Source organism: Arthrobacter sp. FW306-1B-F12A (assembly GCF_058781865.1).
Window position 1 is genome coordinate 1 of record NZ_JBYSXD010000007.1, and the last position, 25,365, is coordinate 25,365.

Annotated in this window: 17 protein-coding genes and 2 tRNA genes; 6 read left to right on the plus strand and 13 right to left on the minus strand. The window is 64.3% G+C overall.

Going from position 1 to position 25,365, the window contains the following annotated elements:
* Positions 1 to 400: 400 nt before the first annotated feature.
* The 5 genes from AC3WJU_RS05490 to AC3WJU_RS05510 form a co-directional block, all read right to left on the minus strand.
* Entirely contained in the window at positions 401 to 1,318 is a 918-nt protein-coding gene (locus tag AC3WJU_RS05490) for a dihydrodipicolinate synthase family protein (RefSeq protein WP_492259342.1), read from the minus strand.
* A gap of 36 nt (positions 1,319 to 1,354) precedes the next feature.
* The gene (locus AC3WJU_RS05495; RefSeq protein ID WP_284988761.1) at positions 1,355 to 2,161 is read right to left on the minus strand and encodes an ATP-binding cassette domain-containing protein; all 807 of its coding nucleotides are present in this window, start codon (positions 2,159 to 2,161) and stop codon (positions 1,355 to 1,357) included.
* The gene (locus AC3WJU_RS05500; protein WP_492259343.1) at positions 2,158 to 4,296 is read right to left on the minus strand and encodes a dipeptide/oligopeptide/nickel ABC transporter permease/ATP-binding protein; all 2,139 of its coding nucleotides are present in this window, start codon (positions 4,294 to 4,296) and stop codon (positions 2,158 to 2,160) included. The genes AC3WJU_RS05495 and AC3WJU_RS05500 overlap by 4 nt, the downstream gene beginning before the upstream one ends.
* Positions 4,297 to 4,298: 2 nt before the next feature.
* Complete coding sequence (locus AC3WJU_RS05505; RefSeq protein WP_059388624.1) at positions 4,299 to 5,255, minus strand: ABC transporter permease; 957 nt, start codon at positions 5,253 to 5,255, stop codon at positions 4,299 to 4,301.
* A 99-nt stretch (positions 5,256 to 5,354) separates the two neighbouring features.
* A complete protein-coding gene (locus tag AC3WJU_RS05510; RefSeq protein WP_492259344.1) occupies positions 5,355 to 6,995 on the minus strand; it encodes an ABC transporter substrate-binding protein in 1,641 nt (546 codons plus the stop codon).
* 364 nt (positions 6,996 to 7,359) lie between these two features.
* On the opposite strand from AC3WJU_RS05510, the gene AC3WJU_RS05515 reads away from it, so the two are divergent.
* Positions 7,360 to 8,088, plus strand: a complete 729-nt coding sequence (locus AC3WJU_RS05515; RefSeq protein WP_284988764.1) for a FadR/GntR family transcriptional regulator — start codon at positions 7,360 to 7,362, stop codon at positions 8,086 to 8,088.
* Between the two features lie 595 nt (positions 8,089 to 8,683).
* Here the strand turns inward: AC3WJU_RS05515 and AC3WJU_RS05520 are convergent.
* Positions 8,684 to 8,757, minus strand: a tRNA-Arg gene (locus AC3WJU_RS05520).
* A 283-nt stretch (positions 8,758 to 9,040) separates the two neighbouring features.
* Between AC3WJU_RS05520 and AC3WJU_RS05525 the strand changes: the two genes are divergently transcribed.
* The 3 genes from AC3WJU_RS05525 to AC3WJU_RS05535 all read left to right on the plus strand — a co-directional run bounded on the left by AC3WJU_RS05525 (position 9,041) and on the right by AC3WJU_RS05535 (position 14,238).
* A complete protein-coding gene (locus AC3WJU_RS05525; RefSeq protein WP_284988765.1) occupies positions 9,041 to 10,867 on the plus strand; it encodes a phosphoenolpyruvate carboxykinase (GTP) in 1,827 nt (608 codons plus the stop codon).
* Between the two features lie 169 nt (positions 10,868 to 11,036).
* Positions 11,037 to 13,622: a PEP/pyruvate-binding domain-containing protein gene (locus AC3WJU_RS05530; RefSeq protein WP_492259345.1), complete on the plus strand. Its 2,586-nt coding sequence runs from the start codon at positions 11,037 to 11,039 to the stop codon at positions 13,620 to 13,622.
* A gap of 1 nt (position 13,623) precedes the next feature.
* A complete protein-coding gene (locus tag AC3WJU_RS05535; protein WP_284988767.1) occupies positions 13,624 to 14,238 on the plus strand; it encodes a TetR/AcrR family transcriptional regulator in 615 nt (204 codons plus the stop codon).
* Here AC3WJU_RS05535 and AC3WJU_RS05540 read toward each other — a convergent pair.
* The 4 genes from AC3WJU_RS05540 to AC3WJU_RS05555 form a co-directional block, all read right to left on the minus strand.
* Positions 14,235 to 15,395: a globin domain-containing protein gene (locus AC3WJU_RS05540; RefSeq protein ID WP_059388629.1), complete on the minus strand. Its 1,161-nt coding sequence runs from the start codon at positions 15,393 to 15,395 to the stop codon at positions 14,235 to 14,237. The two genes, AC3WJU_RS05535 and AC3WJU_RS05540, sit on opposite strands and share 4 nt — an antisense overlap.
* 152 nt (positions 15,396 to 15,547) lie before the next feature.
* Positions 15,548 to 15,997: an RrF2 family transcriptional regulator gene (locus tag AC3WJU_RS05545; RefSeq protein ID WP_284753446.1), complete on the minus strand. Its 450-nt coding sequence runs from the start codon at positions 15,995 to 15,997 to the stop codon at positions 15,548 to 15,550.
* A gap of 24 nt (positions 15,998 to 16,021) precedes the next feature.
* Positions 16,022 to 16,471: a hypothetical protein gene (locus tag AC3WJU_RS05550; RefSeq protein ID WP_492259346.1), complete on the minus strand. Its 450-nt coding sequence runs from the start codon at positions 16,469 to 16,471 to the stop codon at positions 16,022 to 16,024.
* 27 nt (positions 16,472 to 16,498) lie between these two features.
* The gene (locus AC3WJU_RS05555) at positions 16,499 to 17,917 is read right to left on the minus strand and encodes a phosphomannomutase/phosphoglucomutase (protein ID WP_492259347.1); all 1,419 of its coding nucleotides are present in this window, start codon (positions 17,915 to 17,917) and stop codon (positions 16,499 to 16,501) included.
* A gap of 124 nt (positions 17,918 to 18,041) precedes the next feature.
* On the opposite strand from AC3WJU_RS05555, the gene AC3WJU_RS05560 reads away from it, so the two are divergent.
* The gene (locus AC3WJU_RS05560; RefSeq protein ID WP_492259348.1) at positions 18,042 to 20,213 is read left to right on the plus strand and encodes a RecQ family ATP-dependent DNA helicase; all 2,172 of its coding nucleotides are present in this window, start codon (positions 18,042 to 18,044) and stop codon (positions 20,211 to 20,213) included.
* Positions 20,210 to 21,649: an MFS transporter gene (locus AC3WJU_RS05565; RefSeq protein ID WP_492259349.1), complete on the plus strand. Its 1,440-nt coding sequence runs from the start codon at positions 20,210 to 20,212 to the stop codon at positions 21,647 to 21,649. Before AC3WJU_RS05560 ends, AC3WJU_RS05565 begins: the two co-directional genes overlap by 4 nt.
* On the opposite strand, the gene AC3WJU_RS05570 is transcribed toward AC3WJU_RS05565, so the two are convergent.
* The 3 genes from AC3WJU_RS05570 to AC3WJU_RS05580 form a co-directional block, all read right to left on the minus strand.
* Positions 21,630 to 22,712 carry a hypothetical protein gene (locus tag AC3WJU_RS05570; RefSeq protein ID WP_492259350.1) on the minus strand — a complete coding sequence of 361 codons (1,083 nt, stop codon included), beginning with the start codon at positions 22,710 to 22,712 and terminating at the stop codon, positions 21,630 to 21,632. The two genes, AC3WJU_RS05565 and AC3WJU_RS05570, sit on opposite strands and share 20 nt — an antisense overlap.
* Before the next feature lie 155 nt (positions 22,713 to 22,867).
* Positions 22,868 to 22,955, minus strand: a tRNA-Ser gene (locus tag AC3WJU_RS05575).
* A gap of 140 nt (positions 22,956 to 23,095) precedes the next feature.
* Complete coding sequence (locus tag AC3WJU_RS05580) at positions 23,096 to 25,357, minus strand: prolyl oligopeptidase family serine peptidase (protein ID WP_492259351.1); 2,262 nt, start codon at positions 25,355 to 25,357, stop codon at positions 23,096 to 23,098.
* Positions 25,358 to 25,365: the final 8 nt, after the last annotated feature.

Below are 25,365 nucleotides of genomic sequence, written 5' to 3' on the forward strand. Positions count from 1 at the left end.
TTCCGGTCGCTGGGCGACCTTCAGACGACTCTGGTCGGCGATGCGCGCCTACGCAAGACCCCGGCCCGGCGCCTCGGGCGATTAGCTCACCTGACGTTGCGAACTGTCGACTCATCGATTGGGCCTGCCGCCTCCGGCTGCACCGTGCGGATCCCGGCCCGCCGCAAAGGTTCTGCATTCGCCCGAGTGGCGGAGGGACGGTTTTGTGTAGTCCCGCATCGCCGACCAAAGCATTGCGGAAGTCGCTCAGCGACTGTAGCGATGCGTCGGGAGGTGTCTAAGGGACGGCAAAACTGGTCCTGCGGCACGACCCGACCACCGCAACAAGCACCGGGTGAGCGACGGCAAACCGCCCAGATGAGCGCTGGTCGGAAGCTCCGGCGAGAGTAGCGTGCGAACCCTAGACCAGGCCGTTGCGCTCGAGGATCGTGCGGATTGCGGAGGTTTCTTCGGCGTTCAGGGAGAGCATGGGGGAGCTCATGGTGTTGGATTCGATGATGCCCATGATTTGGAGGGCGGTCTTGAAAGCGCCTAGTCCTGCTGCGCCGCCTGAGACCCGGCCATTGGGGGTGTAGACGATGTCGAAGAGGTCGGCCAGGCGGTCTTGTTCGGCGGTCGCTGCGGTCCAGTCTCCGGCCTGGGTGGCGTCGAACAGGCGGCGGTAACCGGCGGGGTCTACGTTGCCGAGGCCGGGTACTACGCCTTGGGCGCCGGCGAGGAGGGCGCCGTCGACGACGATTTCGTGGCCCGTGAAGATGTCGAAGTCGGGGATGTCCTTGGCTGCGAGGAGGAGTTGGCGGAAGGAGACGTCGTCGCCGGAGGAGTCCTTGACGCCTGCGATGACGCCGTCGCGGCCCAGACGGACCAGGAGGTCGGTGGGCAGTTTGAAGTGGGTGCGGACGGGGACGTCGTAGGCGAAGATCGGCTTATCCACGGCAGCGTGGATGCTGCGGAAGTGGGTTTCGGTCTCCTGGGCGTTGCCGATGGCGTAGTACATCGAGGTGACCACGATTGCGTCGGCGCCGAGATCCACGACTTTGCGTGCTTCTTCGATGACCCGGTTGGTGGTTTGTTCGTTGGCGCCGACGATCAGGGGCACGGCGCCGGCGTTCGCGTCGGCGATCGTGGAGACCACCAGTTCGCGCTCTTCGTTGGTCATGTAGGGGACCTCGCCTGAGGAGCCCAGCACGAAAAGGCCGGACACGCCGCCGTCGAGCAGGTGCTTGGTGACGTTCTTCAGGGACGCGGTGTCAACGCGCCCGTCGGCGTGGCGGGGGGTGATGACCGGGGGAATGACGCCCTGGAACTGAGTAGACACAAAAATCTCCGTTGCTTGGATCTGGATGGGAAAAACTTAGGTGTGGAGCAGGCTGGGCGCGGCGCCGAGCAGCTTCTTGGTGTAGTCGTTGCTCGGGTTGTCGAAGACCTGGGCGGCCGGGCCTTCTTCGACGATCTGTCCGAAGTACATGACGCAGATGCGGTCGGAGACGTAGCGGACAGTCTGGATGTCGTGCGAAATGAAGACCATGCCGAGGTTCAGCTGGGTTTTCAGGTCAGACAGCAGGTTGAGGACTTGGGCGCGGACGGAAACGTCGAGGGCCGACGTCGGCTCGTCCGCCACGATGATGTCCGGGTCCAGGGCGAGGGCGCGGGCGATCGCCACGCGCTGGCGCTGTCCGCCGGAGACTTGCGACGGCGTGACCTCGGCCGCCGATTGTGGCAAGCCGACGAGGGCCAGCAGTTCCTTGACCTTGGTCGAGCGCGACGCGGCGTTGCCGATGCCGTGAACCTGTAGGGGATCGGTGAGGATGTCTTGGATGGTCATGCGTGGATTGAGGGCCGTGGCGGGGTCCTGGAAGACGACGGATACGGCGCGTCCGAACTCCTTGCGCATCCGGGCGTTGCGTTTGATGGCCGGCTTGCCGTGGAAGAGCACCTGGCCCGACGTCGGGGCCTGGAGTCCCACGAGCACTGACGCGAGCGTTGATTTGCCGCAGCCGGACTCGCCGACGATGCCGACCGTTTCGCCCCGGCTGATGCTGAAGTCCACGCCGTTGACTGCCTTGACGATGTTGGGCCGGAAGAGGCCGCCCGTGCGCGCCCGGTGGTGGACCTTGACGTCTTTGAGCTCGATGACCGGTTTGCCGGTTGAAACACTCACTTTGCGTCCTCCTTCAAGTGGCTGGCCCAGTAATGGTCCCGGTCTGCTCCGCCGCCGGCGGGTTCAACAACGGCGAGGACCAATTGCTGGTTCGGGTCGGCGTCGGGCCTCAACGAACGCGCCGCAAAACGGTCGCCTGGAGCGAAATCGCGCGGTGACGGGACGGTGCCTGGGATCTGGTGGAGGCGGACGGCGTCGGCTTCGATCGAAAGGACCGCGCCCAACAGACCGCGCGTGTATTCGTGCCGCGGGTTCTGCAGGAGCTCCGAAGCCTGTGCGGATTCCACCACCTGGCCGGCGTACATGACCGTGATCCGGTGCGCCAAGGAGGCAACCAGGGCGAGGTCGTGGCTGACGAAGACCATGGCGAAGCCGAGCTGTTCACGCAGTTCGTTGAGCAGCTCCACTACTTGCTTCTGGACGGTGACGTCGAGGGCGGTGGTGGGTTCGTCTGCCACCACGATCTTCGGCGAGCGGGAGAGCGCCATGGCGATCAGGACGCGTTGGCGCTGGCCGCCGGAGAGCTCATGCGGGTAGCTGGCGAGGGTGCGGACGGGATCGAGCTTCACCATTTCCAGCAACTCGGCAGGGGTCTTGCGGCCGCCGCGCCTGGTCAGCTGGGTCATCTGTTCCTTGATCTTCATGGATGGGTTGAGCGAACTCAGCGCATCCTGGTAGACCATGGCGATCTGTTCGCCCCGCAGGCCCTGGTAGGCCTTGCTGTTGCTGTGCTTCGAGCCGGAATCCAGGAGTTCCTTGCCATCGAAGACGATGGAACCGGTGATCTCGGCGGTCTTTGGCAGGAGGCCCATGATCGCAAGGGACGTGATGGACTTGCCGCAACCGGATTCGCCTACCAGGCCCATGGTTTCGCCTTCGCGGACGGTGAAGGAGACGTTGTCCACGATCGCGGTCTCGCCGAAGCGGCCCGGGAAGCGGATGGACAGGTTCTTGACCTCCAGAACGTTCCTGGCGTCGGCGGGGACCTGGGGGAGCCTGTCCGTGCGCTTGGCCTCGATGGATGCGAGGAGCTCGAGTTCCTTATCCAGTAGGGCATGCGGATTCTCTGCTGCGAGCCTCGGATCGTTCAGGACGGACGCCGCGTAGTCCTCTTCGGAGAGCGGATCGCCGTTGGCGGCGCGAACGCCGTCGAGCTCGTGCTGTTCCACCACGGAAGACTGGGCTACTGACGTCGCGATCTCGGTATCGACGGCGGCGCCCGCCACCGCGGCGCCCGCAAAGGCAGCGGCAGCGCCGTCGTCGTCCTTCACGACCGGCGCCTTCCGCAGCTTCGGGTTCACCATGGCATCGGTGAGCCCCTCGGCGAGGATGTTCAGCGCAAGCACGGTGAGCAGGATGGTGAGGCCGGCGAAGGTGGTTGCCCACCAGCCGCCGGAGAGGACCAGGTTGCGGCCATAGGAGATCACGTTGCCCCACGACGGCGCGGGATCCTGGACACCTGCGCCGAGGAAGGACAGCGATGCTTCGAGGATGATGGCGTCGGCCACCATGACCGTGGCGAAAACCAGTACCGGGGCCGCAGTGTTGCGGACAATGTGCTTGAGCAGGATGTAGGCGCGGCCGGCGCCCATCACGCGTTCGGCGCGGACGTAGTCTTCACCGTATTGGGAGAGCACATTGGCGCGGACCACGCGGGCGAGCTGCGGGGTGTAGATGATCACGATCGCGACAATGATGGTGGGCACCGAGTTGCCGAACGCCGCCAGGAGCACGGCCGCGAGGGCGATGCCTGGGAACGCCATGAGAATGTCCATGAGGCGCATGACGATCTCGTTGACGGCCTTGCTGGACGTCGCGGCGAGCGAGCCAAGCACGGCGCCGACGACGATCGCAAGGGCCACTGCGCCGAGGCCGATCATGAGCGAAGACTGCGAGCCGTATAGGAGCCGGGAGAAGACGTCGCGGCCCAGGCGGTCGGTGCCGAAGAAGTGGTCGCCGTCCGGAGCTTGCGCAGGAATGAACGTTTCCAGGGGATCGTGCGGCGCGATGACGGGCGCGAAGATCGCCGCCAGGGCGATGACCACGAGGAACAACAGGGCAAAACGCGATCCCCATGGGAGGGACTTGAAGCGGACGCCCGGGGCGCTGAGCCGTTCAGCAAGTTTGCTGCGCATGGCTATACCGTCCTGATTCGGGGGTTGATGAGCAGGTACAGGAGGTCCACCACGATGTTCACCAGAACGAAGGTGACCGAGATGGTGAGGACCACGCCCTGGACCAGGTTGACGTCCAGGTTGGTGATGCCGTTGAGGATCAGCTGGCCCATGCCCGGAAGGGCGAAGATCATTTCAATCACGACGGCGCCGCCCAGGAGGTAGCCGATCCTGAGTCCCAGCACGGTCACCGGAGTCACGAGCGCGTTGCGCAGGACGTTGCGGGACACCACCTCGCGGTACGGAACTCCGTTGCCAATGGCTGTCCGGACGTAGTCGCGGTCCAGTTCCTCCACCATGGACGTGCGGACCACGCGGATAAGGGAAGCGGAGACCGGAATGCCGAGAGCGAGGGCCGGGAGCGCCATCGAGTTGAGCCAACCGCCGAAGCCGGACTCCGGCGTCGCGATCCCGCCCGAGGGAAACAGAGGGTTGTCACCGAGCGCGAACCACTGGATGAGCAGGATGCCAAGCCAGAAGGACGGGGTGGCGATGGCCGCGATGGAGAAGATCCGGACCAGTTGGTCCTGCCACTTGTCGCGGTAAAGGGCGCCGATGATGCCGAATACCAGCGAGAGCACGACGGCGATGATCACGCCGAGGAACGTCAGCTGGAGGGTTAGCGGGAAGGCAGACGCGATCATGCTTGCCACCGACTTGGACGGCGGGGTGGTCACGCCGAGATCGAGCTGCAGGAGCCTGCCGAGGAAGCGGAAGTATTGGACGAACAGGGGATCGTTCAGGCCGTTGTCCTGGCGGTACTGCTGTTTGGCGGCCTCGCTGGCGCCTTCGCCGAGGGCCGTGCTGGCCTGGTCGCCTGGGGCTGCTTGAAGGACGAGGAAGACCAACAGCGTGATGCCCAGGATCATCAAGGGCAATGCCGCGAGCCTACGTCCAAGCAGACGCAATATCATGACCATTTGTTCTCCGGTTGCTTTGGTGCGGGGGCCCAACTGACTCGCAGTAAGTGTCGTTTTGAGCCGTCTAAACGACAACAAATGCGAGCCAGTTGGGTGTGGCTAGGACGTGCGGCCGACGCCGATGAAGGACAGTCCCGTGGTGGGCAGCGGCTTGAAGCCTGAGAGCTTCTTTTCGTCCCAGGCGCTGGGGAGCTGGCGGTGGAAGAGCGGGTACAGCGGGACTTCGTCCGAGACGAGGTCCACGATCTGGCCGGTGATCTTCTTCGCGTCGGCGGCTGCGGCCTGCGAGCCCTTGTCCATCAGGCCCTGGAGGGTGGCGCTTTCCGGAGTGGTCCAGTAGGCGCGCTTGGCCATCCAGGTGGCGCCGGAGTAGAACCAGCTCAAGAGCAGGTCTGCGTCGTTGCCGAAGACGGAGGGGTCGCCCGGGGCCGCAACCACGGAGAAGTCGGCCTTGCCAACCCTGTCTGAGTACAAGGCGCCGGACTGCAGGTTCTTTGCGGTGACCTTGACGCCCGGGATCTTGTTCCAGGATTCAAGCATCAGCGGGGCAACGTCCTTGACCCAGGCAGTATCGGTGGTGAGCAGCTCGAATTCGAGGTTGCTCACGCCGGCTTGCTTGAGGAGGTCCGCGGCCTTCTGGGGATCGTAGCCGTAGACGTTCTTGGCCTTGACGTAGTCCGGGTGGCCTTCCTGGAAGTACGACGACGCAGCCTTGGCATTGCCGAACAAGGCCTTCTTGATGATGGCGTCCTTGTCCAGTCCATAGTGGAGTGCCTGGCGGACCAGCTTGTTGTCGAACGGGGCCTTGGCGCAGTTGAACATCAGGAACAGCATGCCGAAGGACTGCACGGATTCAACGCGGGTCTTGGACTTGAGCCCGTCCATGTCCAGGTACGGGACGTCTTCGATCGCCTGGACACGGCCTGACTGGACTGCCGTGACACGGGCGGCCGCGTCCGAGAGCAGCAGCCAGGTCATGCCCTTGGCGAGTGCCGGCTTGGGACCGTTGTAGTCGGCGAATGCTTCGAAGACGATCTTGTCGTCCTTGACTGCCGAAATCAGCTTGTAGGGGCCGGAACCGACGGGCTTGGCATCGAATCCCTTCGGATCGGCAGAGGCCAACGCCTTCGGCACCACCTTCACCACGGAGATTCGGGGTCCGAAGCCGGGGAAAGGATATTTCAGCGAGAACTCGACTGTCTTGGCATCGAGGGCCTTGACGTCCTTGATGAAGGGAATGAACTGGGAGAACAAGGACTTGTTGGCCGGGTCCATCACGCGGGTGAAGGAGTAGACAACATCGTCGGTGGTGACAAGGGCGCCGTTGTGGAACTTGGCACCGTCGCGGATGGTCACCTGGTACGTGGTGTCGTTGACCTTCTTGGGGTCGCTGGCGGCCAGCGCGTTGTAGGGCTCGCGGGTGGCGGGGTGGAGTTCCACGAGGCCTTCGAAGACGTGCAGGTTGGCGGCCTGCGGCGTGGCACCGGAGGACGTCATCGGGTCGAAACCCGTGGACAGGGCATAGGAGATGCCTGCTTCGATGGTGAGATCCTTGTTGACGGCCGCAGTGTTGTTTGCTGCGCCCGTGGTGGTGGAGGCAGGACCGCCACATGCCGACAGGGTGGCCGTGAACGCTGCCGCGGCTCCGATCGCCCCGGTCAGCTTGAGGAAGTTGCGTCGGCTGGCGTCGCTGACCAGCGGCAGGGTGTTAATCGTGTTGCTCATAAGATGCCTCACCATTCAAGTTTTCTGGTTATCGGATGTAGGACATCCGATGCTCGTAAAGAAACTGTAAGGGTGGTCACATGAAGTCGTCAAGCGAGATCTGGATCACTGGTGGCCGGAGGAGCGGTCGGGGCGGTGCTGCCGGAGTGCTGCCGGTGGGCGCGGCGCCGCGGTTTACCCTGCGAGATTCGGGCCCGGGGCTCGGTGAAAAATAAAGCCGAACATCTATCAAGGAGATGGGACATCCGATATTGTATGTTGCGAAGCACTATATCCACGGTGGGCGCTAGGCTCACCTCAACATTAACACTGCACTGATTCCTTGTCCCCGGTCCTGAAAGGATCCGGGCCAGGGAGGGGTACTTTTGCAAGGAGAGCCATGACCACTTCCGGTGTCGTTCCGCAGGCGCGGTTCAGCGCACAGGCCCGGCTCAGGGCCCTTCAGTCGGACATTATGGAATTGATCCTCGAGCGCGAGCTCGAGGCGGGCGATCCTTTGCCCACGGAAAATGAACTCTCCGTGGCGTTGGGGGTAGGGCGCAACACCCTGCGCGAATCGCTGAAAGTGCTGCAGGCGCTGGGTGTCATCGAGATCCGCCACGGCTTTGGCATGTTCGTCGCCCCGAGCAACTTCGAGGCGCTCGCCGACGGCCTGACGTTCCGGGGCCGCTTGTCCCTGCGCCACCAGGGGCTCGAGGCGCTGCAACTGGTGGACGTGCGCCAGGCCCTCGAATCGGGGCTGATCGGATCCTCCATGGATGTGATGACCGCTGAACAGCTCGCCCTGATCGAAGAGGCCGTCAAGCAGATGGAGGAGCTCGCAGCCTCCGGCGAGAACTTCGTAGCCGCCGACGCTGAGTTCCACCGCCGGCTGTTCGAGCCGTTGAACAACGAGCTCCTCATCAATCTCATGGGCGTTTTCTGGAAGGTCTACCGGAAGATCCACGTGGAGATCGGCTCCGACAACGAAGATCTTGTAGCCACCGCGGCCATGCACCGAAGCATCTATACCGCCGTCGCAACCGGCGACAAGCTCGCGGCCGCCGAACTGCTCAATCGTCACTTCGACGGAATCCGCCGCCGCATCAGCGAGGCCGTCGCAGTCTGAGGCCTGGCACCCAAGCTCAAGGGCCGCCGTCGTACTTTTCATGAAGTACGACGGCGGCCCTTGCCTTTTGCGCGCAACCCCCGGAGACGCTGCCCTTCCTGACCTTCTTTGGTTTGGGAAAGCGCTTACGACACGGCGAGTCTCGTCATGTGGTGGCCGTGGGGCGGCAAAGAGGGTCAGGACGGCGAGGGCGTCGGCTTGCACGTTGGATCGTAGAGCGATGCCCTGGGTAGGTGTCGGATTCTGCTGGATCATTCCCCCGCCGAAGGTCCCTGGCCGCGTGATTCCAAGGGTGCCGGCCCCGGGGAGTGCTTGTGATCCAGCAGAATCGTAGGCGCACCTCCGCCGTGGAGTGAGGTCTGCTGGCCGCGTAGTGCCGGGGGAGGCCTTCGGTTTCCTGTAGGGCTGCCCTTCCTGACCTTCTTTGGTTTGGGAAAGCGCTTACGACACGGCGAGTCTCGTCATGTGGTGGCCGTTGGGCGGCAAAGAGGGTCAGGACGGCGCGCGCAACCCACGAGACGAGGCGCGCCAACCAACCCGGCCCGGAATTTGACGAAAAAAGACCCGCACCGGGTCCGGTGCGGGTCTTCATTTGTGCGCCCAAAGGGATTCGAACCCCTGACCTTCTGTTCCGTAGACAGACGCTCTATCCAGCTGAGCTATGGGCGCATCTTGGTGATTCTCGGGAGTTTCAAACTCGTTCCCCCCTCGAACCTCAATAAACTTTACGCGAGATCCCCGTTCGTGCCAAATCGACGCGGTGTAATCTGCCTAACTAGACCGGTCTATGTGACCTTGGTCACTAAATTTGGCCAATCGCTGACGCGGATCCTTGATTTTTAGGGGTTTTGCTCCGAAATGGTCAAGAGATCCCATGTCCGAGCCCAGATTGGTCTACTCCGCGACCCCTAGCATTTAGGACACACCACTGAACCCGAGGAAGGGAACCACGATGGGCGATCTGGCGCGACTGCCGTTGCTTGAGAAGGCACCTACTACGCATGCACGCCTGTTGGCCTGGGTGGAGGAAGTTGCCGAGCTGACACAGCCGGACCGCATCCACTGGGTTGACGGCAGTGAAGCTGAGAACAAGAAGCTGACCGACGAGCTCGTCGAGGCCGGGACCCTGAAGAGGCTGAACCAAGAGCTCTTCCCCAACTCTTTCGCTGCATTCTCTGATCCCGCGGACGTAGCCCGTGTGGAAGAGCAGACCTTCATCTGCTCTGAGAAGGAACACGACGCCGGCTTCACCAACAACTGGATGGCTCCGGCGGAGATGAAGCAGAAGCTGCGCGGGCTGTTCGCCGGCTCCATGCGCGGCCGCACCATGTACGTCATTCCGTTCGTCATGGGCCACCTGGATGCCGAAGATCCGAAGTTCGGCGTCGAGATCACCGACTCCGCCTACGTTGTCGCCTCGATGCGCATCATGGCCCGCATCGGTACCGACGTCCTCGACCGCATCACGCAGACCGACGCTTTCTTTGTCCCCGCGCTGCACTCCCTGGGCGCTCCGCTGGAAGCCGGCCAGGCCGACGTCGCGTGGCCCTGCAACCCGGACAAGTGGATCGTGCACTTCCCCGAAGAGCGCTCCATTTGGTCCTACGGCTCCGGCTACGGTGGCAACGCCCTCCTCGGCAAGAAGTGCTACGCCCTGCGCATCGCCTCCGTCATGGCCCGTGACGAAGGCTGGCTGGCCGAGCACATGCTGATCCTGAAGCTGACTTCGCCCGAGCAGAAGACCTACTACATCTCTGCGGCATTCCCCTCCGCTTGCGGCAAGACCAACCTCGCGCTGCTCGACCCCACCATCAAGGGCTGGAAGGTGGAGACCCTCGGCGACGACATCACCTGGATGCGCTTCGGCAAAGAGGGCGAGCTCCGCGCCGTCAACCCCGAGGCCGGCCTGTTCGGCGTCGCACCCGGCACCGGTTGGGGCACCAACCCCAACGCCATGCGCGCCATCGCCAAGGGCAACAGCATCTTCACCAACGTTGCGCTGACCGACGACGGCGGCGTGTGGTGGGAAGGCATGACGGAGGAAACTCCGGCGCACCTGACTGACTGGCAGGGCAACTCCTGGACTCCCGGCTCCGGCAAGCCCGCGGCACACCCGAACTCCCGCTTCTGCACGCCGATCGACCAGATCGACATGCTCGCCGAGGAATACTTCAGCCCCGACGGCGTGGAACTCTCCGCGATCCTCTTCGGCGGCCGCCGCAAGACCACCATCCCGCTGGTCACCGAGGCCCGCGACTGGTCCAACGGCATCTTCATGGGCTCGACGCTGTCTTCCGAGACCACCGCTGCAGCGGCCGGCGCCGTCGGCGTTGTGCGTCGCGACCCCATGGCCATGCTGCCGTTCATCGGCTACGACGCAGGCGACTACCTGAACCACTGGGTCAACCTGTCCGCCAAGGCCAACCCTGAGCGACTGCCCAAGATCTTCCTGGTCAACTGGTTCCGCCGCACTGCCGAGGGTGGCTTCGCTTGGCCCGGATTTGGTGACAATGCCCGTGTCCTCAAGTGGGCCATCGAGCGGCTTGAAGGCAAGGCCGACGCCGTCGAGACTCCGATCGGCTTCGTGCCGACCGGCGAGTCCATCGATCTCGAAGGCCTGGACATGACCCCCGCCGAGGTGGAAGCCGCAGTGCGCGTCGACGCCTCGGAGTGGAAAACCGAACTGGCATCGATCGAGGAATGGTACGCAAAGTTCGGCGGATCCCTGCCGGCCGCACTGCTCGCCGAGCTTGACGGCCTGAAGGCCCGCCTGGCCTAGACCACCAGACGGACGTCCACCTGCACGACCCCACGGCGGTCCCGCACTTTGGTGCGGGACCGTCGTCATTTCCGCATCCTGGAGCAGTCGCTGTGGAGCATTGTGCCGCGATGGGCGTGAGCGTAGCTTTTAGAGAACCAGCAGTTCTCTAATTCAGGGGAGCCGGGCCATGGACGATTCCCAGCGGCACGCAACACGGGCCACCGCGCCCTTGGCCGCTTTGGGCGTTGGGGACGTCGCAGTTGCCGGTGGAAAAGGTGCCGCGCTGGGGGAGTTGGTGCGCCAAGGGTTCCCGGTGCCGCCGGGCTTCATCATCACCACGGGCGCGTACTTGTCCTTCCTGGCGGAAACAAACGTGGGTGCCGCGCTGGGCGGCTTTCTGTCCGTCGGGCCTGAAGAAGCCCCCGACGGCGGTGCGTCCGACGCCGACGCCGGTGACGGCACCGGGGGAGCTGACGGTGCGGCCCTTCGGGCCCTTTTTGCCGCGACGGAAATGCCCGGCTGGCTGCGGCAGGAGATCCTCGATGCCTATGCGGGGCTGGGCGGCGGGGCGGTCGCGGTCCGCTCCAGCGCCACGGCGGAGGATCTCCCGGGAGCCGCGTTCGCCGGTCAACAGGACACGTATCTCAACGTGCAAGGCGGGGACAACGTAGTCCGGGCGGTCGCCAACTGCTGGGCATCCTTGTGGACGGACCGGGCCATGGCCTATCGCCGACGGCAGGGGATCAATCCGCACGAGGTGGCCATCGCCGTCGTCGTGCAAAAAATGGTACCGGCCGCCATGGCGGGCGTCCTGTTTACGGCGAACCCGGTCACGGGCGAGCGCAGCGAAATGGTGGTGGACGCGAACCCCGGGCTGGGGGAGGCCGTGGTCTCCGGGAGTGTGACGCCGGAGCACTACGTCTTGGACGGTTCGGGAAAAGTGCTGAGTTTCACGCCCGGTGGCCGCGAGGTGGTGATCAGCGCGGCCGAGGGCGGCGGCACCCAAGAAAGCTCCGGCACGCAAGGAGCGAAGCCCGGGCTCGCCGCGGAGGAATTGGCGGATTTGGCAACGCTGGGAAAGAAGGCCCAGCGGCATTTCGGCCGGCCACAGGACATCGAGTGGGCGGCGGCAGGCGGCACGCTATACATGCTGCAGTCGAGGCCGATGACCGCGCTGCCGCCCCAACCGCCCGTCCTCAACGCGGTCCAACGTCGGGTGGGGCCGTTCTTCATCGAGATGTTCCAGGCGCGGCCGTATCCCTTGGATGTATCCGGATGGATGAGCCGGGGAATCCTTGCCATGCTGCATGGCATGGCCGGGAGCGTGGGCGTGGTCTTCCCCTCGGTGGAGGATTTGCTGCCGGAGGAGGAAGGAGTGGTGGTGCAACTCATCCCACCCGTCCCGCGCCCGACCATCCGGACGTTTGCCGCGCCGGTGTCCTTGCTGCACCGGTCGAGGCGGTTCAAAGCCGCCAACTGGACCCGGGATCCACGTTTCTCCCTGTTTATCGACAACATTGAAAGGCTGAACGGCAAGGACCTCGGCCCGCTGCGGTGGAGTGCGGTTGTTGCATTTGCCCGGGAATGCTTCGCGGCGATGCAGGGCATCACGGATTTGAGGGTCTCCTACCTGCCCGGCATTCCGGTGCCGGTGCTGAAGATGCGTTTCATGCTTCTGCTCCTGGGCAAGATCAAGCTTGCGCCCTCGCTGATCGCTGGGGCGGAAACCCGGACCAGCCAGGCAAACCGGGCACTTGAACGGCTCGCTTCCATCGCGGCGGACGATCCCGGGCTGTCGCGCGCGCTCCTTGAGTCGGACGCTCGCGAAATCCTTGGGCTGCTGGAAAAAGAATCCGGACATCGTGCATTCCGTGAGGCCTTCGACGCGTTCCAACTCGAGTATGGCCACCGTGAAACCACGAGCGTTGTCCTCAGCAGTTCGCCCACGTGGTCCGATGCCCCCGAAGTGGTCCTTGGGCTGGTCAAGGCCATGTCGGGAGAGCGGCCCCTAAAAGCGGACCCGGCCGGGAATGCGCTTGCGGAATTGAAACGCCACCCGGCTCTCCGGTTCGAACCGCTACGGCGGAGGGTGCTCGCCGCCGTCGAGTCCGCCCAAGCCGGCATGGCGTTCCGCGAGGACAGCCATTTCTACGCCACCAAGGCCATACCGCCGATCCGCCGGGCGTACCGGGAACTCGGCCGCCGGCTGGTGCTCGCCGGGGTGCTCGAGGAGCCGGACGAAATCCATCACCTGCGGTTCGAGGAACTTGAGTCCATCACAGACAACGACGACGGCGCGCTGCCGGCTTCGCTCCGCGACCGTCTCAGGCCGCTGGTTCTGGCTCGGGCGGCGAAGCGGAGAGAACTCGAAGGCATCCCGTTGCTCGATCCGGCTTTGCTCTTTGGCCGAGGCCACCCGGGTCGCCAGATGGAAGGGGTCCTCGTCTCCGGCACTGCAGCCAGCCGCGGCCAAGCAACCGGGCCGGTTCGTGTGATCCGTACGCCGGCAGAGTTCGGACGGCTGCGCAGCGGAGAGGTCCTCGTCTGCCCGTACACCAACCCCGCCTGGACGCCGCTGTTCCAGCGGGCAGCCGCGGTTGTGGTGGACGCCGGTGGGCTCGGCTCGCATGCGGCGATTGTTGCGAGGGAGTACGGGATTCCGGCCGTTATGGGCACCGGTTCGGGCACCAGCACCTTGGTTGACGGCCAGCGTGTGCTCGTGGACGGAACCCTGGGAGTGGTCCTGCCGGCCGCTTCTCTGGAGGGATCTTGAGATGCCGCAGCAGCCGGACCACCGGAAGCTGCCGCGCCGCCGCGGGGCGGTCCTGAACAGCGCGATCTTCGAGGCGGTCCGGGCCGAGATCGCCGAATCCGGCTACGCGGCACTGACCATGGAAAGCGTGGCCGTGCGCGCCAGGGCGAGTAAAGCTTCGCTCTACCGGCGGTGGCCCGGACGCGCGGCCCTCGTCCTCGAGGCGGCATACGATGCCATGCCTGGCCCCGCCTCCGCGCCGGATACCGGCAGCCTGCGCGAAGACGCCCTGGCGATACTGCGGCTCGTGGCCCAACAACTGGAAGGAGCAGTGGGGCAAGCCATGCGCGGGCTCTTGGGGGAGGCGCTGCAGAATCCTACGGTGGCGGCTGAGGTCCACGAGTACGCTCGCGGCAACGTAGCAAGGATCATGGGCGCCATCATTGAGCAAGCCGCGGCCCGCGGCGAATGCCATCCCAGCGTGGCCACGGAGACGAGGATCGAGGCCGGCCCCGCCCTGCTGCGGCAGCGGTTCATTTTCTCCGGAGCACCGATTGACGACGATTATCTGGTGCACGTGGTGGACGAGGTGATGCTGCCACTTCTGGTTGGGCCGGGGTCGTCTGCTGCTTGCTAGTTAGCGAGCCAGATGTCCGGACCGAAGACCTCGTAGTGAATCTTTGTGGCGGGAATTCCGGCGTTGATGGCTTCGTTGCGGATGTGCTTCATGAACGGCAGCGGTCCGCAGAGGTACAGCGAGGCGTCGGTCGGAAGGTCCACCTCGCGCAGTGACATGAAGCCCGCGTTGGCCCCGGCCTGCGGTTCCTCCAGCCAGAGCTGGAGTTCGGCTGCGTCCAGGCGCTCGACGTCGTCCGTCATCTGCCCGCGCAGGGCCCAACTGTCCAGATTGCTCTCCGCGTGCAATACCAGGACTTGGCGGCTGGAGCCGGAATCGGCGAGCGAGCGCAGGATGGAAGCCGTAGGCGTGCAGCCGATACCGGCCGAGGCGAGGACCACAGGGCCGTCTCCATCCTTGAGCGTGATCTCTCCGTAGGGGTTGGAGATCTCCAGGACATCGCCGACCCCAACGGTTCCGTGCAGCACGGGCGAGACCTCGCCGCCGTCGTCGATCTTGGTCGTGAAGCTGCGGCTGGTGCCGGCGTCGCCCGAAAGCGAGTACTGGCGGACCTGGCGCAGGCCATCCGGGAGTGTGACTTTGACGCTGATGTATTGGCCGGGCAGGGCTGCGGTGATGGGGGTATCGTCGGCCGGCTCCAGGATGAAAGTCATGGACCCGGTGCCCGCGGGGGTCTTGGACGCGACCTTCCAGGGGCTCCACATCTTTCCGTTGGCCTGCGCCGCGTAGAGTCCCTTTTCGAGCTTGATCAGGGCGTCCGCCATGAGCCAATAGACCTCGGTCCAGGCTTCGGCGATTTCAGGGGTGATGACTTCGGCGAGATCCTCCGCGATGGCGGCGAAGAGGTGCTCGTAGACCACTTGGTACTGCGGCTCGGTGATCCCCAGGGAAGCGTGGCGGTGTGCAATGCGGGACAGGACCGTCTCCGGCAGGGTGCCGGGATTGCTCACCAGATGGCTTGCGAACGCGGCGATGCTTCCAGCGAGGGCCTGCTGCTGGGTGCCGGAGCGCTGGTTCGAACGGCTGAATAGCCCATCAAGCAGTTCGGGGTGCGCAGCGAACAGGCGGGAGTAGAACTTGGGGGTGATGTGGCCAATCCGTGAGCCGACGAGCGGCAAGGTGGCCTCGATGACGGGGAAGGACTTGTCCGAGAGCATAGGTACTCCTGTCGTAGTGGCCCGTGGGTGAGTGCGGACCGGAATCAATACTTGTATTTGGAATGCAAGTATCTATAGCTAAAGTTCTACACGCTGTAGAAGGATTTTGCGAATCGACAGCCCGGAGATGACAGGACGCGCTGGAACCAGGCTTACAGTCCGGGGCGTAACCCGATCGCCTGGAATGCCGGCGCCATTTGCCGAAGGCGCGGGAGGGAAGATACGACGACGTCGTCCAGCTCCCTGTAGAAGGCTTCCCTCGCGCGGGCCAGGGCGTGGCGCAGGCCGCACTCGGTAATCAGCGGGCAGTCGCCATGCACGGATTGGCACTCGGCGGGGTCGGGCCTGTTATTCAACTCCCGCAGGATGTGGCCAACGGTGGCCTTCTGTCCGGCGGCGCTGAGCCGGGATCCACCCTTGCGGCCGCGCTCGACGTCGATGAGGCCCAGCTCCCGTAGCCGAACAATGGCCTTGCTGACGTGGTGGTACGGAGTCCCCACGGCGTCTGCAATATTCTGGGTCGTCAGGAGTTCACCTGCGGGCGCGGACGACAGAACCAGGAGCGCACGCAGGCTCACATCCGCGAAGGCATTGATCTTCATGCCCTCAAGCTTACGGAGTAAGGTCTAGTCCACCCATACAAGGGGTTCATTGGTGTCAGCTTCGGCGTTGTCAAAGGTGAAGCCTTCAGCGGTCCGGGCATAGGGGACAACGGCCGCGAGGAGGCCGCCGCTGCGATGCTCGGCCGCGGCGTGAATCCCGTCCGAGCCGTGCTCCGGCAGGATGACATCGCTCGTAATCGCCACCGCGCGGTATTCGTCACGGCCCTGGCGAAGCAATTCGAGGATGTCTGCCAGCATAGACTCCGTGTCGACGTGTCCCTCGTCGTCCGGCTCTCCGGGTGTTACGAAGACGATCCGAAGTTCGTTGTCCTGGGCGAGCGTGACGGCGAAGGGCAGGAAGCCACCGTTTTGTTCAAGGTGTTCCTGCGCCGTCGCCAGGGCGGCCCCAAGGGTTTCACGCACTTCGCGGAGTTCGAGTTCCTTGGTGCTTTCGAGGCCGTCGATGGAGTTCATGCTGCTGCTCGCCTTCGCGGCTGCCGGCTAGGCCCTGACCAGTGCAAGGACACGGTCCCGGACCTTTTCCATGGTGGCAACATCCTTCGCCTCGGCGTTCAGGCGTAGGAAAGGCTCCGTGTTGGAGGGACGAAGATTGAACCACCAGCTACCGTCCTTCGCAGTGAAGGTGCTGCCGTCCATGGTGTCCACGTCCACGTCTTCGCCATCAAAATCGGCGCGGACCCGCTCAATGGCTCCTGCCTTGTCCTCGATTTCGGAATTGATTTCACCGGAAGAGACATAGGGCTCGTACTGGCGGCCAAGTTCGGACAGCGGGCCATCCTGCTCGCCCAATGCGGCCAACACATGCATGGCCGCAAGCATGCCGGTGTCAGCGTTCCAAAAATCGCGGAAGTAGAAGTGCGCCGAGTGTTCGCCGCCGAAGACGGCTCCTTCTTCGGCCATGACAGCCTTGATGAAAGAGTGCCCCACACGTGTGCGCACGGCCCTGCCACCGTCCGTGGCCACGAGTTCCGGGACTGCCCGTGAGGTCAGCAGGTTATGGATGATCACGGGGGTCTCTTCGCCTGCAGCCTGTGCACGGGCGATTTCCCGGCGCGCAACCATCCCCGTGATGGCAGACGGCGACACGGGTTCGCCTTTTTCGTCGATCACGAAGCAACGGTCGGCGTCGCCGTCGAACGCCAGGCCAATATCCGCACCGTGCTCGATGACTGCGGCCTGAAGATCGCGCAGGTTTTCGGGCTCAAGCGGATTGGCCGGGTGATTCGGGAAGGAACCGTCCAGCTCAAAGTACAGGGGAACAATCTCGAAAGGCAGGGCCGGAAGCAGCTGGTCACCAAGGACCGCGGGAGTGGTCAGCCCGGCCATGCCGTTTCCGGCGTCGACGACGATCTTCAGCGGACGGGAGCCATTGAGGTCAACCAGGCTGCGCAAGTACTCCGAGTAGTCCTTCAGGACATCGCGGGTGCTGATCTTGCCCTGTACATCCGCAGCAGGGATGCTCCCGCTATTGAGGTACTTCTCCGCCAGCGCCTGGATTTCCTTGAGGCCTGTTTCGGAAGAGATCGGCTGGGCGCCGGCCTTGGACATCTTGATGCCGTTGTACTCGGCGGGGTTGTGGCTCGCGGTGAACGTCGCGCCGGCCGCATTGAGGGCACCGCAAGCGTAGTAGAGCTCGTCGGTGGAGATGAGGTCCAGGAGTTGGACATTGGCGCCGCGGCGGGCAGCGCCGTCGGCAAAAGCCTTGATGAATTCAGGGGACGACGGGCGCATGTCGCCTCCAACCAGCACAATTTCCCCGGCGAGGCCGAGGGTGTCGACGAAGGCCGCTCCGACGGATTCCACGATGTGGGAGGTGATGGATTCGCCGACGATTCCCCGGACGTCATAGGCCTTGAAGGAAGCCGAGAGGTCAAATGTCTTGTTCTGCTCGCTAGTCACGCGCTCAATCTTACTGTGGAGCGAGGTCGTCGCCGCGCCGGGACCTCATCTATGTGGAAAACGCTTGTCCACATAGATGACGTTCCGGGTTCTGGCTGTCTGCGGGTGCTGGAATACTGAAGCCATGCCCAACAACCCGGATGCTGCCCTACTCGCAGCAGAACAGTCCACCACCCGGCTGCAGGCCCTTGAAGTACTGAAGGAGCTTGTGGGAAATGCGGACGCCCGATTCCACGACGGCCAGTATGAGGCGATTGAGGCCCTCGTCGACGCCGGACGCCGGGCTTTGGTGGTGCAGCGGACGGGCTGGGGCAAGTCGGCCGTGTACTTCGTCTCGTCGTTGTTGTTGAGGCGCCGGGGCGCAGGGCCAACCCTCATCGTGTCGCCCCTGCTCGCGCTGATGCGGGACCAAGTGGCAGCGGCCGCACGTGCCGGAGTGCGGGCCGTGGCGATCAATTCCGCCAATCAGCTTGAGTGGGACAACGTCCGGGAGCAACTGGCCGCGGACCAGGTGGACGTTCTCCTGGTTTCGCCGGAGCGGCTCACCAATCCTTCGTTCCGGGAGAACCAGCTTCCCGAGCTCATCCGCCGCACCGGTCTCCTGGTGATTGACGAGGCACACTGCATTTCGGACTGGGGGCACGATTTCCGTCCCGACTATCGGCGCATCTCCGATCTTATCGAGCAACTGCCTGGGAGTGTTCCCGTGCTGGCTACCACGGCCACAGCAAACTCCCGGGTGGTCCATGACATCGAAGAGCAGCTCGGCGCCGGAGTGCTGACCATCCGCGGGCAGCTTGGCCGGGAGTCCTTGCGGCTAGGTGTCTTGAAGCTCGCCGATTCGCGCGATCGCCTTGGCTGGTTGTTGACCCATCTGGCAGACATGCCAGACAGCGGAATCATCTACACCCTGACCGTTTCGGCCGCTGAAGACACCGCCCGGCTGCTCTCCGAGGCAGGCCACAACGTTTTGTCCTACACCGGGCGCACGGACCCCGCGGATCGTGAACGGGCCGAGCAACTGCTCAAGGACAACCAGGTGAAGGCGCTCGTTGCCACCTCGGCGCTCGGCATGGGCTTCGACAAACCGGATCTCGGATTCGTCATCCACCTTGGCGCCCCCTCATCGCCGGTGGCCTACTACCAGCAGGTCGGCCGTGCCGGTCGTGGCGCCGCAAACGCCGATGTGCTCCTTCTTCCCGGATCCGAGGACCGCGAGATCTGGCAGTACTTTGCCACTGCTTCGATGCCCTCCGAGGAGAAGGCCGCCGCCGTACTTACCGTCTTGGCCGAAGCCGGCTCTGCCTTGTCCACCGTGGCACTCGAAGCGCGGGTGGACCTGCGCCGGACTCCCTTGGAACTCCTGCTGAAGGTCCTGGCCGTGGATGGAGCGGTGGAGCGCGTGGGCGGTGGCTGGAAGTCCACGGGACGTCCGTGGATCTATGACGCCGAACGCTACGCCCGCATCGCCGAGGCCCGGGTGGACGAGCAGGATTCCATGGTGATCTACCAGGACACCGCCGGATGCCGCATGGAATACATCACCGCGGTCCTGGACGACGAGTCCGCGCGTGCGTGCGGTCGCTGCGACAATTGCGCCGGCAGGTGGTTCCCGGCGGACGTGGCAGCAGCCGCCGCCGACGCCGCCGGGCAGACGCTTCGCCGGGCGGGCATTGCGCTCGAGCCACGGCTTCAATGGCCCAGCGGGATGGACCGGCTGGGCGTGGCGGTGAAAGGCAAGATCAAACCGGAGGAATTGCTGGCCGAAGGGCGCGTGTTGGCGCGCCTGACGGACCTCGGCTGGGGCGGTGCCCTCCGTGAGCTCTTTGCCGCCGGTGCGGCTGACCGCGAGGTTGAACCTGCCATGTTGCAGGCTTGCGTGCAGGTCTTGCGCGAATGGTCTGCCGGAGACGGCCGATCCACCGGGTGGAGCGGCCAAGGGCGTCCGGCAGCCGTCGTGAGCATCCCGTCCAGGAATAAGCCGGCGCTCGTCGAATCCTTGGCCCGCGGCATAGCCGGAATCGGCCGGATGCCCTATTTGGGAGCCCTCGAACTCCAGCACGGCGGACCAACTGGCGGGCGCGGCGGCAACAGCGCCTACCGGCTGGCCGGTGTCTGGGAGCGCCTCGTGGTGGGTTCGGAACTTGGACAGAACCTTGCGTCGCTCGGCGGCCAAGGCATCCTTCTGGTCGATGACCTTGCGGACAGCCGCTGGACCATGACTGTTGCCGGCCGCGCTCTCAGGCAAGCCGGAGCAGGATCGGTGTTGCCTCTTGTCCTCGGCCAAGCGGCGTGACGGGCGCAGCCCCGGACGTCCTGTCCGAATCCAAGTGGCAGCCACGGCTCGCCTTGCTGGTTGCCGCCACCTTCTTCATGGAGTTCCTGGACGGAACAGTCCTTACAACCGCCATGCCGAGCATCGCCGCCGACTTCAAAGTAGTCTCGGCCGATGTCAACATCACGATGACCGCCTACCTGGTGACTGTGGCCATGGGAATTCCGCTCAGTAGCTGGCTCGCAGAACGATTTGGCGCACGCCGGATCTTCTGTCTGGCGATCGCCGTCTTCACGGTGGCGTCGGTGCTGTGCGCGGCCAGCCAGGACCTCACTCTGCTGACCTTGAGCCGGGTGGCACAGGGGGCCGGCGGAGCCATGATGGTGCCGGTAGGCACTCTCGTGGTGCTGCGGGGCACGCCCAAGTCGGAGCTTCTCCGCGCCACGGCATTCCTTGTCTGGCCAGGGTTGCTGGCGCCCGTTTTGGCGCCGCTCGTTGGCGGAGCTTTCACAACGTATCTTTCCTGGCACTGGATCTTCCTCATCAACGTGCCGTTGGGGCTTGCTGCGTTCGTTGCAGCCCTGAGGCTGGTTCCGCGCAAGGGGGGCGATGCGGGCCGGCGGCTCGATTGGCTCGGCCTCACGCTCACCACGTTCGGCGTCGGATCGCTTGTGGTGGGTCTTGAAGGGGTCGGCGGTCACGGCGCGGGCGCGGTTCCGGCAGCAGTGCTGCTGGCCGGAGCATTGGCTTTGGCTGGAGCGGCCTGGTGGATGCTCAAGGCCAGGGCTCCGCTCTTCGATCTCCGGGTTTTCGCCACGCGCACTTTCCGGGCCACGTCAACCGGAGGGTTCGTCTATCGCCTGACCATCAGCTCGGTGCCCTTTCTGCTGCCGCTGTTGTTCCAGGATGGCTTTGGCTGGGATCCACTCAAATCCGGTGCCATGGTGGCAGCGGTGTTCATTGGCAACATAGGCATCAAGCCCGCAACGACGCCCATCATTCGGCGATTCGGCTTCAAGCCGGTGTTGGTCTTCGCCTCTTTCGCCTCGGCCGTCACCTTTGCCGCTTGTGCGGCCCTCAACGCAGGGACCCCGGAGCCTTTGATTTTTGCCTTGCTGCTGGCCAGCGGGGCCTTCCGTTCGATCGGCTTCTCGGCGTACGCCTCCGTGCAGTATGCGGATATCGTCCCGGGGGAGCTTCCCTCGGCCAACGCAGTGTCAGCCACGTTGGTGCAACTGGCCGCGGGCGCTGGTATTGCAGTGGGTGCGCTCTTCCTGCGTCTCTTCGACCATGCGTCGTTCTTCGGCGACGGCCCTTCCTCGGCGTACCGTGGCGCCTTCCTCTCCATGGCTGCCGTGATGCTGTTGAGCACGGTGGACAGCCTCACGCTGCACCGGCACGCCGGAGCCGAAGTCAGCCGCAGTGTTGTGGGCAAAGCTACGAAGCCGGGTGCGTGAACGGGACCCGCTCGAACGACATGACGCTCGTGGCTTCCTCGGGGTTGACCGTGACCTTGAGCCAGTCCTTGGCATTGTTGGATCCATCCACGGTGATTCGCGTCAGGTTCTTCGCTGCTCTGGCCTGCCCGTAGAAGGAGAGCCACGCGGAACCGGCAGCAAGGGGGTGGTCTTGGTTGTAAACGTGGCTATCGCCGTTGATCAGGTAGACCGGCCCGCCGAACGAGTTCGATTCCTCGATCAAGGTCTGCACCAGGGGCTTGAAAGCACCAAAGTCCGCCTGCGAAGGGGCTGCGACTGTCGGGTCGAACATGTCCGCCTGCGTCATCACGACGACGGCCCGGTCACCGTTGTTCCGCGCCTTGCGGAAGGTGTCCCGCAACTCCTGGATGTCAGCTTCGGTCCTCTGCTGTACCTCGTCCATTTGGGCGGCGGTCGGCTGGCTCTGGCCAAGTCCTGTCCAAGGCAGCATCGAATTATCGCTGCCCGGAATGTTGACGGCAGTGAAGGCGACCTCATGCTTGCGGAAGCTGACGTTCTCCGGGAAGCCTTCCTTTGCCTGTGACTTCACCTGCATCGGCGAACCAAGCGTGACACCTGGCTTCGGGAAGAACACCTCCCGAACCTTGGCCAGTCTTTCGAGGGGGTTGTAGGCGCCGTTGTTCGTTCGGTGGCAGTCAGTCCACTCGTTGTCGCCCGGGGTGTAGACGAGCGGAGCCGTGAAGCTGTCGAAGTTCTTCTTGATGGCTTCGAAGTACTGGTCCGTGCACTGGGATGACCCGTTCTTGATGTCGCCCACGTGTGCTACAAAGCTCAGTTCCTTGTGTGCGTTGAGGTCCTGGATGTAGGACGGGAAGGCTTGGATCTCAGCGGCACCGTAGGGTACATCGCCGATCACGCCGAAGCTGAAGGCTTCGGTATTGCCTTGGTGTCCGTTGCCGTTGGAGCCATTCTGTCCTGAAGTGTTGCCGTCATTGGCCGCCAGTGCCGGCGGAGTGAGCAACGTGGTTGACAGCAAGACGGCCCCAACCGTCGCGATCGCGAATCTCGTCATTGAACGCATGAATCTCTCCTCGTCGGTGGTCTCCGTTACCCGGACGAGGCTATTGGCGCAAGCTGAATTCAAGGAGTCGGAGACATGAATCTTCCCCGCCAGAACCGGACGCTGAAGGCCCCGGAACGCAAAAAGGCCCCGGTCCAAGGACCGGGGCCAAAACGCGGAGACGGGGGGATTTGAACCCCCGGTGGAGTTGTGCCCCACACTTCATTAGCAGTGAAGCCCATTCGGCCGCTCTGGCACGTCTCCAGTTGCTATTGCTAGCCAACCAAGGATACGCAGAACTGGGCACCCAGTGCAAAACGGGGACGCGGGCAGCCGTCGGGCGCCGCCACGCCGCCTGCCGGACCCGACGCGGGCCGCCGTCGGGCGCTCCACCGTTGAGGGCGTTAGTGCCGTGAACCCTCCTTGCCCGTAAGCGCACGCCACAGGAAGTGCTGGCTGCGGGCTTGGAGCGAGGCCGCCTGGCGATTGTCCGAGGCTCCCGCGTGACCGCCTTCGAGTGCTTCGTGGAACCACACGTTTGGGATGCCCATTGCCTGCATCCGGGCGGCCATCTTCCGTGCCTGGACCGGGCCTACCCGGTCATCGGAGGTGGCTGTCCAGATGAACGTCTCCGGGTACTCCACGCCGTCGCGCAGCAGGTGGTACGGGGAGAAGGTACGGATGTACTCCCACTGTTCCGGGACGTCTGGGTCGCCGTATTCGGCAATCCAGGAGTAGCCGGCCGAAAGCTTGGTGTAACGGCGCATGTCCAGCAAGGGGACACCGCAGGAGACGGCTCCAAACAGCTCCGGATACTGGGTGAGCATGTTGCCCACCAGCAGTCCGCCGTTGGAGCCGCCCACGCAGCCGAGCCGCCGCGGACTGGTGACGCCCCGCGAAATGAGGTGCCGTGCCACAGCGGCGAAGTCCTCGAACGCGCGGTGTCGATTCGCCTGCAAGGCAGCGCTGTGCCACGCGGGACCGTACTCGCCGCCGCCGCGGATGTTGGCTACGACGTAGACGCCGCCGCGTGAATGCGGTGCGGAACCGTCGTCGGGCGCAATGCCTTCGCTCCGGCGTTCCAGCCAGGCGCGCCCGATGGCTCCGCTGTAGGCGGGGGTCCTTGAGACCTCGAACCCGCCGTAGCCAGATAGCTGCGTTGGGTTCTCGCCGTCGAGGTCCAGGCCTTTGGACGCCACCTGGAAATAGGGCACGCGCGTGCCGTCCGCTGAGGTGGCGAAGTGCTGCTGGACCTCGTAGTCCGCCTCGTTGAAGAACGACGGCGAGGACTTCACTACCGCGTGCGTGCTCGCCACCCCGCCGTCGTGGCCTGCGTCGAGCGTGTAACTGGCCACACCCGGGGACAGGGTGCCGCGCATGAGCGTCGTGGGGGTGGTGAAGCCGGTAGCGACGAGCCAGTAGTCGTTTCCGGCGTCGTCGCCTTCTGCTTCGTCCTCGTCGTCGACGGCGTAGGCGTTCACATCGTGGAGCGGCGGGCACGCATCCAATAAAGTCGAGGCCCACCCGCCGGTGGAGTCCTTGCGGGCCGGGTCGAGCACCCTGATCTCGGACGAGACGTCGTGCAGCAGGTTCAGGAGGAGGTAGTTCCGGGTCCAACTCCATGACTGGAGGGAGGTGTGCTCATCCGGGGTGAAAAGCACCGTGAAGTCACGTGTCCCGGACAGGTAGCCCTCAAAGTCGGCGGCCAACAGGGATCCGGCAGGATAGGTGGTTCCGTCCACGTTCCAGTCCTGCCGAGGACGGAACATGAGCCATTCACGGTGGGAACTGAGGTTCACGTCGGTGGGCACATCGATGGCAAGCCACGCGTCATCGCGCAGCACGGACGTGGTCCGGTTGAAGAAGTCGATCCAGTCCACCGCGAAAGTGCGTTCGAAGCCCGGGGTGGAGTCGCGGGCGACGAGCGCCATCATGTGGTCTTCGGGGATCTCGAAGATCCGCTCGGCTTCGGCCAGGGATTGGCCACGGCGGAGCTTCACACCGGAGCGCGCGTACGACGAGCTGGTTTTCGGCAGGCCGTCGGCGGTCGTGGCAACCAGCAAGGTGTCGGCGTCGAGCCAGCTCACGTTGCCCTTCGCGGTCGGAAGGTCGAAACCGCCTGCGGCAGGGTCCACAAAGGTGCGGGTTTCGACGTCGAACTCGCGGTGGCGGTTGGCGTCGCCGCCGTCGGGGGAGAGCGCGATGACGGCGAGGCGGTGCGGTTCGCCTTTGGCCGGGCGCAGGAAGTTGGCGCCGTGGAAAACCCATTCTTCGCCTTCGGCGGCGGCCAGTGCGTCGATGTCGAGCAGCACGTCCCATTCCGGGGCGTCGCTGAGGTAGCTTTCCCACGTGGTCCGGCGCCAGAGGCCCTTGGGGTTCTGCTGGTCTTTCCAGAAGTTGTAGTAGTGCTCGCCGCGCTTGTTGACCATGGCGATCCTGTCGGTGGAGTCCAGAACCTCCAGGATTCCGGCTTCCAGCGCGGTGTATTCGGCGTCGTCGAGCAAGTCTTCGGTGCGGGCATTTTGCTCCCGCACCCAGGCCAGCTGTTCCTCGCCATGAATGTCTTCGAGCCAGATATTCTCGTCGACAGGTTCGGGGGCGATTGCGGTACCCTGGGCAGTTTCGTTGTCGGGCGCGGGCGCTTGATCAGCTGCTGTGGTGGTCATGCCTCATC

Coding starts and splice junctions, on each gene's coding strand:
- AC3WJU_RS05525 (WP_284988765.1), top strand. CDS start 9,041: ATGGGCGATCTGGCGCGACTGCCGTTGCTTGAGAAGGCACCTACTACG.
- AC3WJU_RS05570 (WP_492259350.1), bottom strand. CDS start 22,712: ATGCGTTCAATGACGAGATTCGCGATCGCGACGGTTGGGGCCGTCTTG.
- AC3WJU_RS05510 (WP_492259344.1), bottom strand. CDS start 6,995: ATGGTGAGGCATCTTATGAGCAACACGATTAACACCCTGCCGCTGGTC.
- AC3WJU_RS05505 (WP_059388624.1), bottom strand. CDS start 5,255: ATGGTCATGATATTGCGTCTGCTTGGACGTAGGCTCGCGGCATTGCCC.
- AC3WJU_RS05545 (WP_284753446.1), bottom strand. CDS start 15,997: ATGAAGATCAATGCCTTCGCGGATGTGAGCCTGCGTGCGCTCCTGGTT.
- AC3WJU_RS05515 (WP_284988764.1), top strand. CDS start 7,360: ATGACCACTTCCGGTGTCGTTCCGCAGGCGCGGTTCAGCGCACAGGCC.
- AC3WJU_RS05550 (WP_492259346.1), bottom strand. CDS start 16,471: ATGAACTCCATCGACGGCCTCGAAAGCACCAAGGAACTCGAACTCCGC.
- AC3WJU_RS05535 (WP_284988767.1), top strand. CDS start 13,624: ATGCCGCAGCAGCCGGACCACCGGAAGCTGCCGCGCCGCCGCGGGGCG.
- AC3WJU_RS05560 (WP_492259348.1), top strand. CDS start 18,042: ATGCCCAACAACCCGGATGCTGCCCTACTCGCAGCAGAACAGTCCACC.
- AC3WJU_RS05500 (WP_492259343.1), bottom strand. CDS start 4,296: ATGCGCAGCAAACTTGCTGAACGGCTCAGCGCCCCGGGCGTCCGCTTC.
- AC3WJU_RS05580 (WP_492259351.1), bottom strand. CDS start 25,357: ATGACCACCACAGCAGCTGATCAAGCGCCCGCGCCCGACAACGAAACT.
- AC3WJU_RS05540 (WP_059388629.1), bottom strand. CDS start 15,395: ATGCTCTCGGACAAGTCCTTCCCCGTCATCGAGGCCACCTTGCCGCTC.
- AC3WJU_RS05530 (WP_492259345.1), top strand. CDS start 11,037: ATGGACGATTCCCAGCGGCACGCAACACGGGCCACCGCGCCCTTGGCC.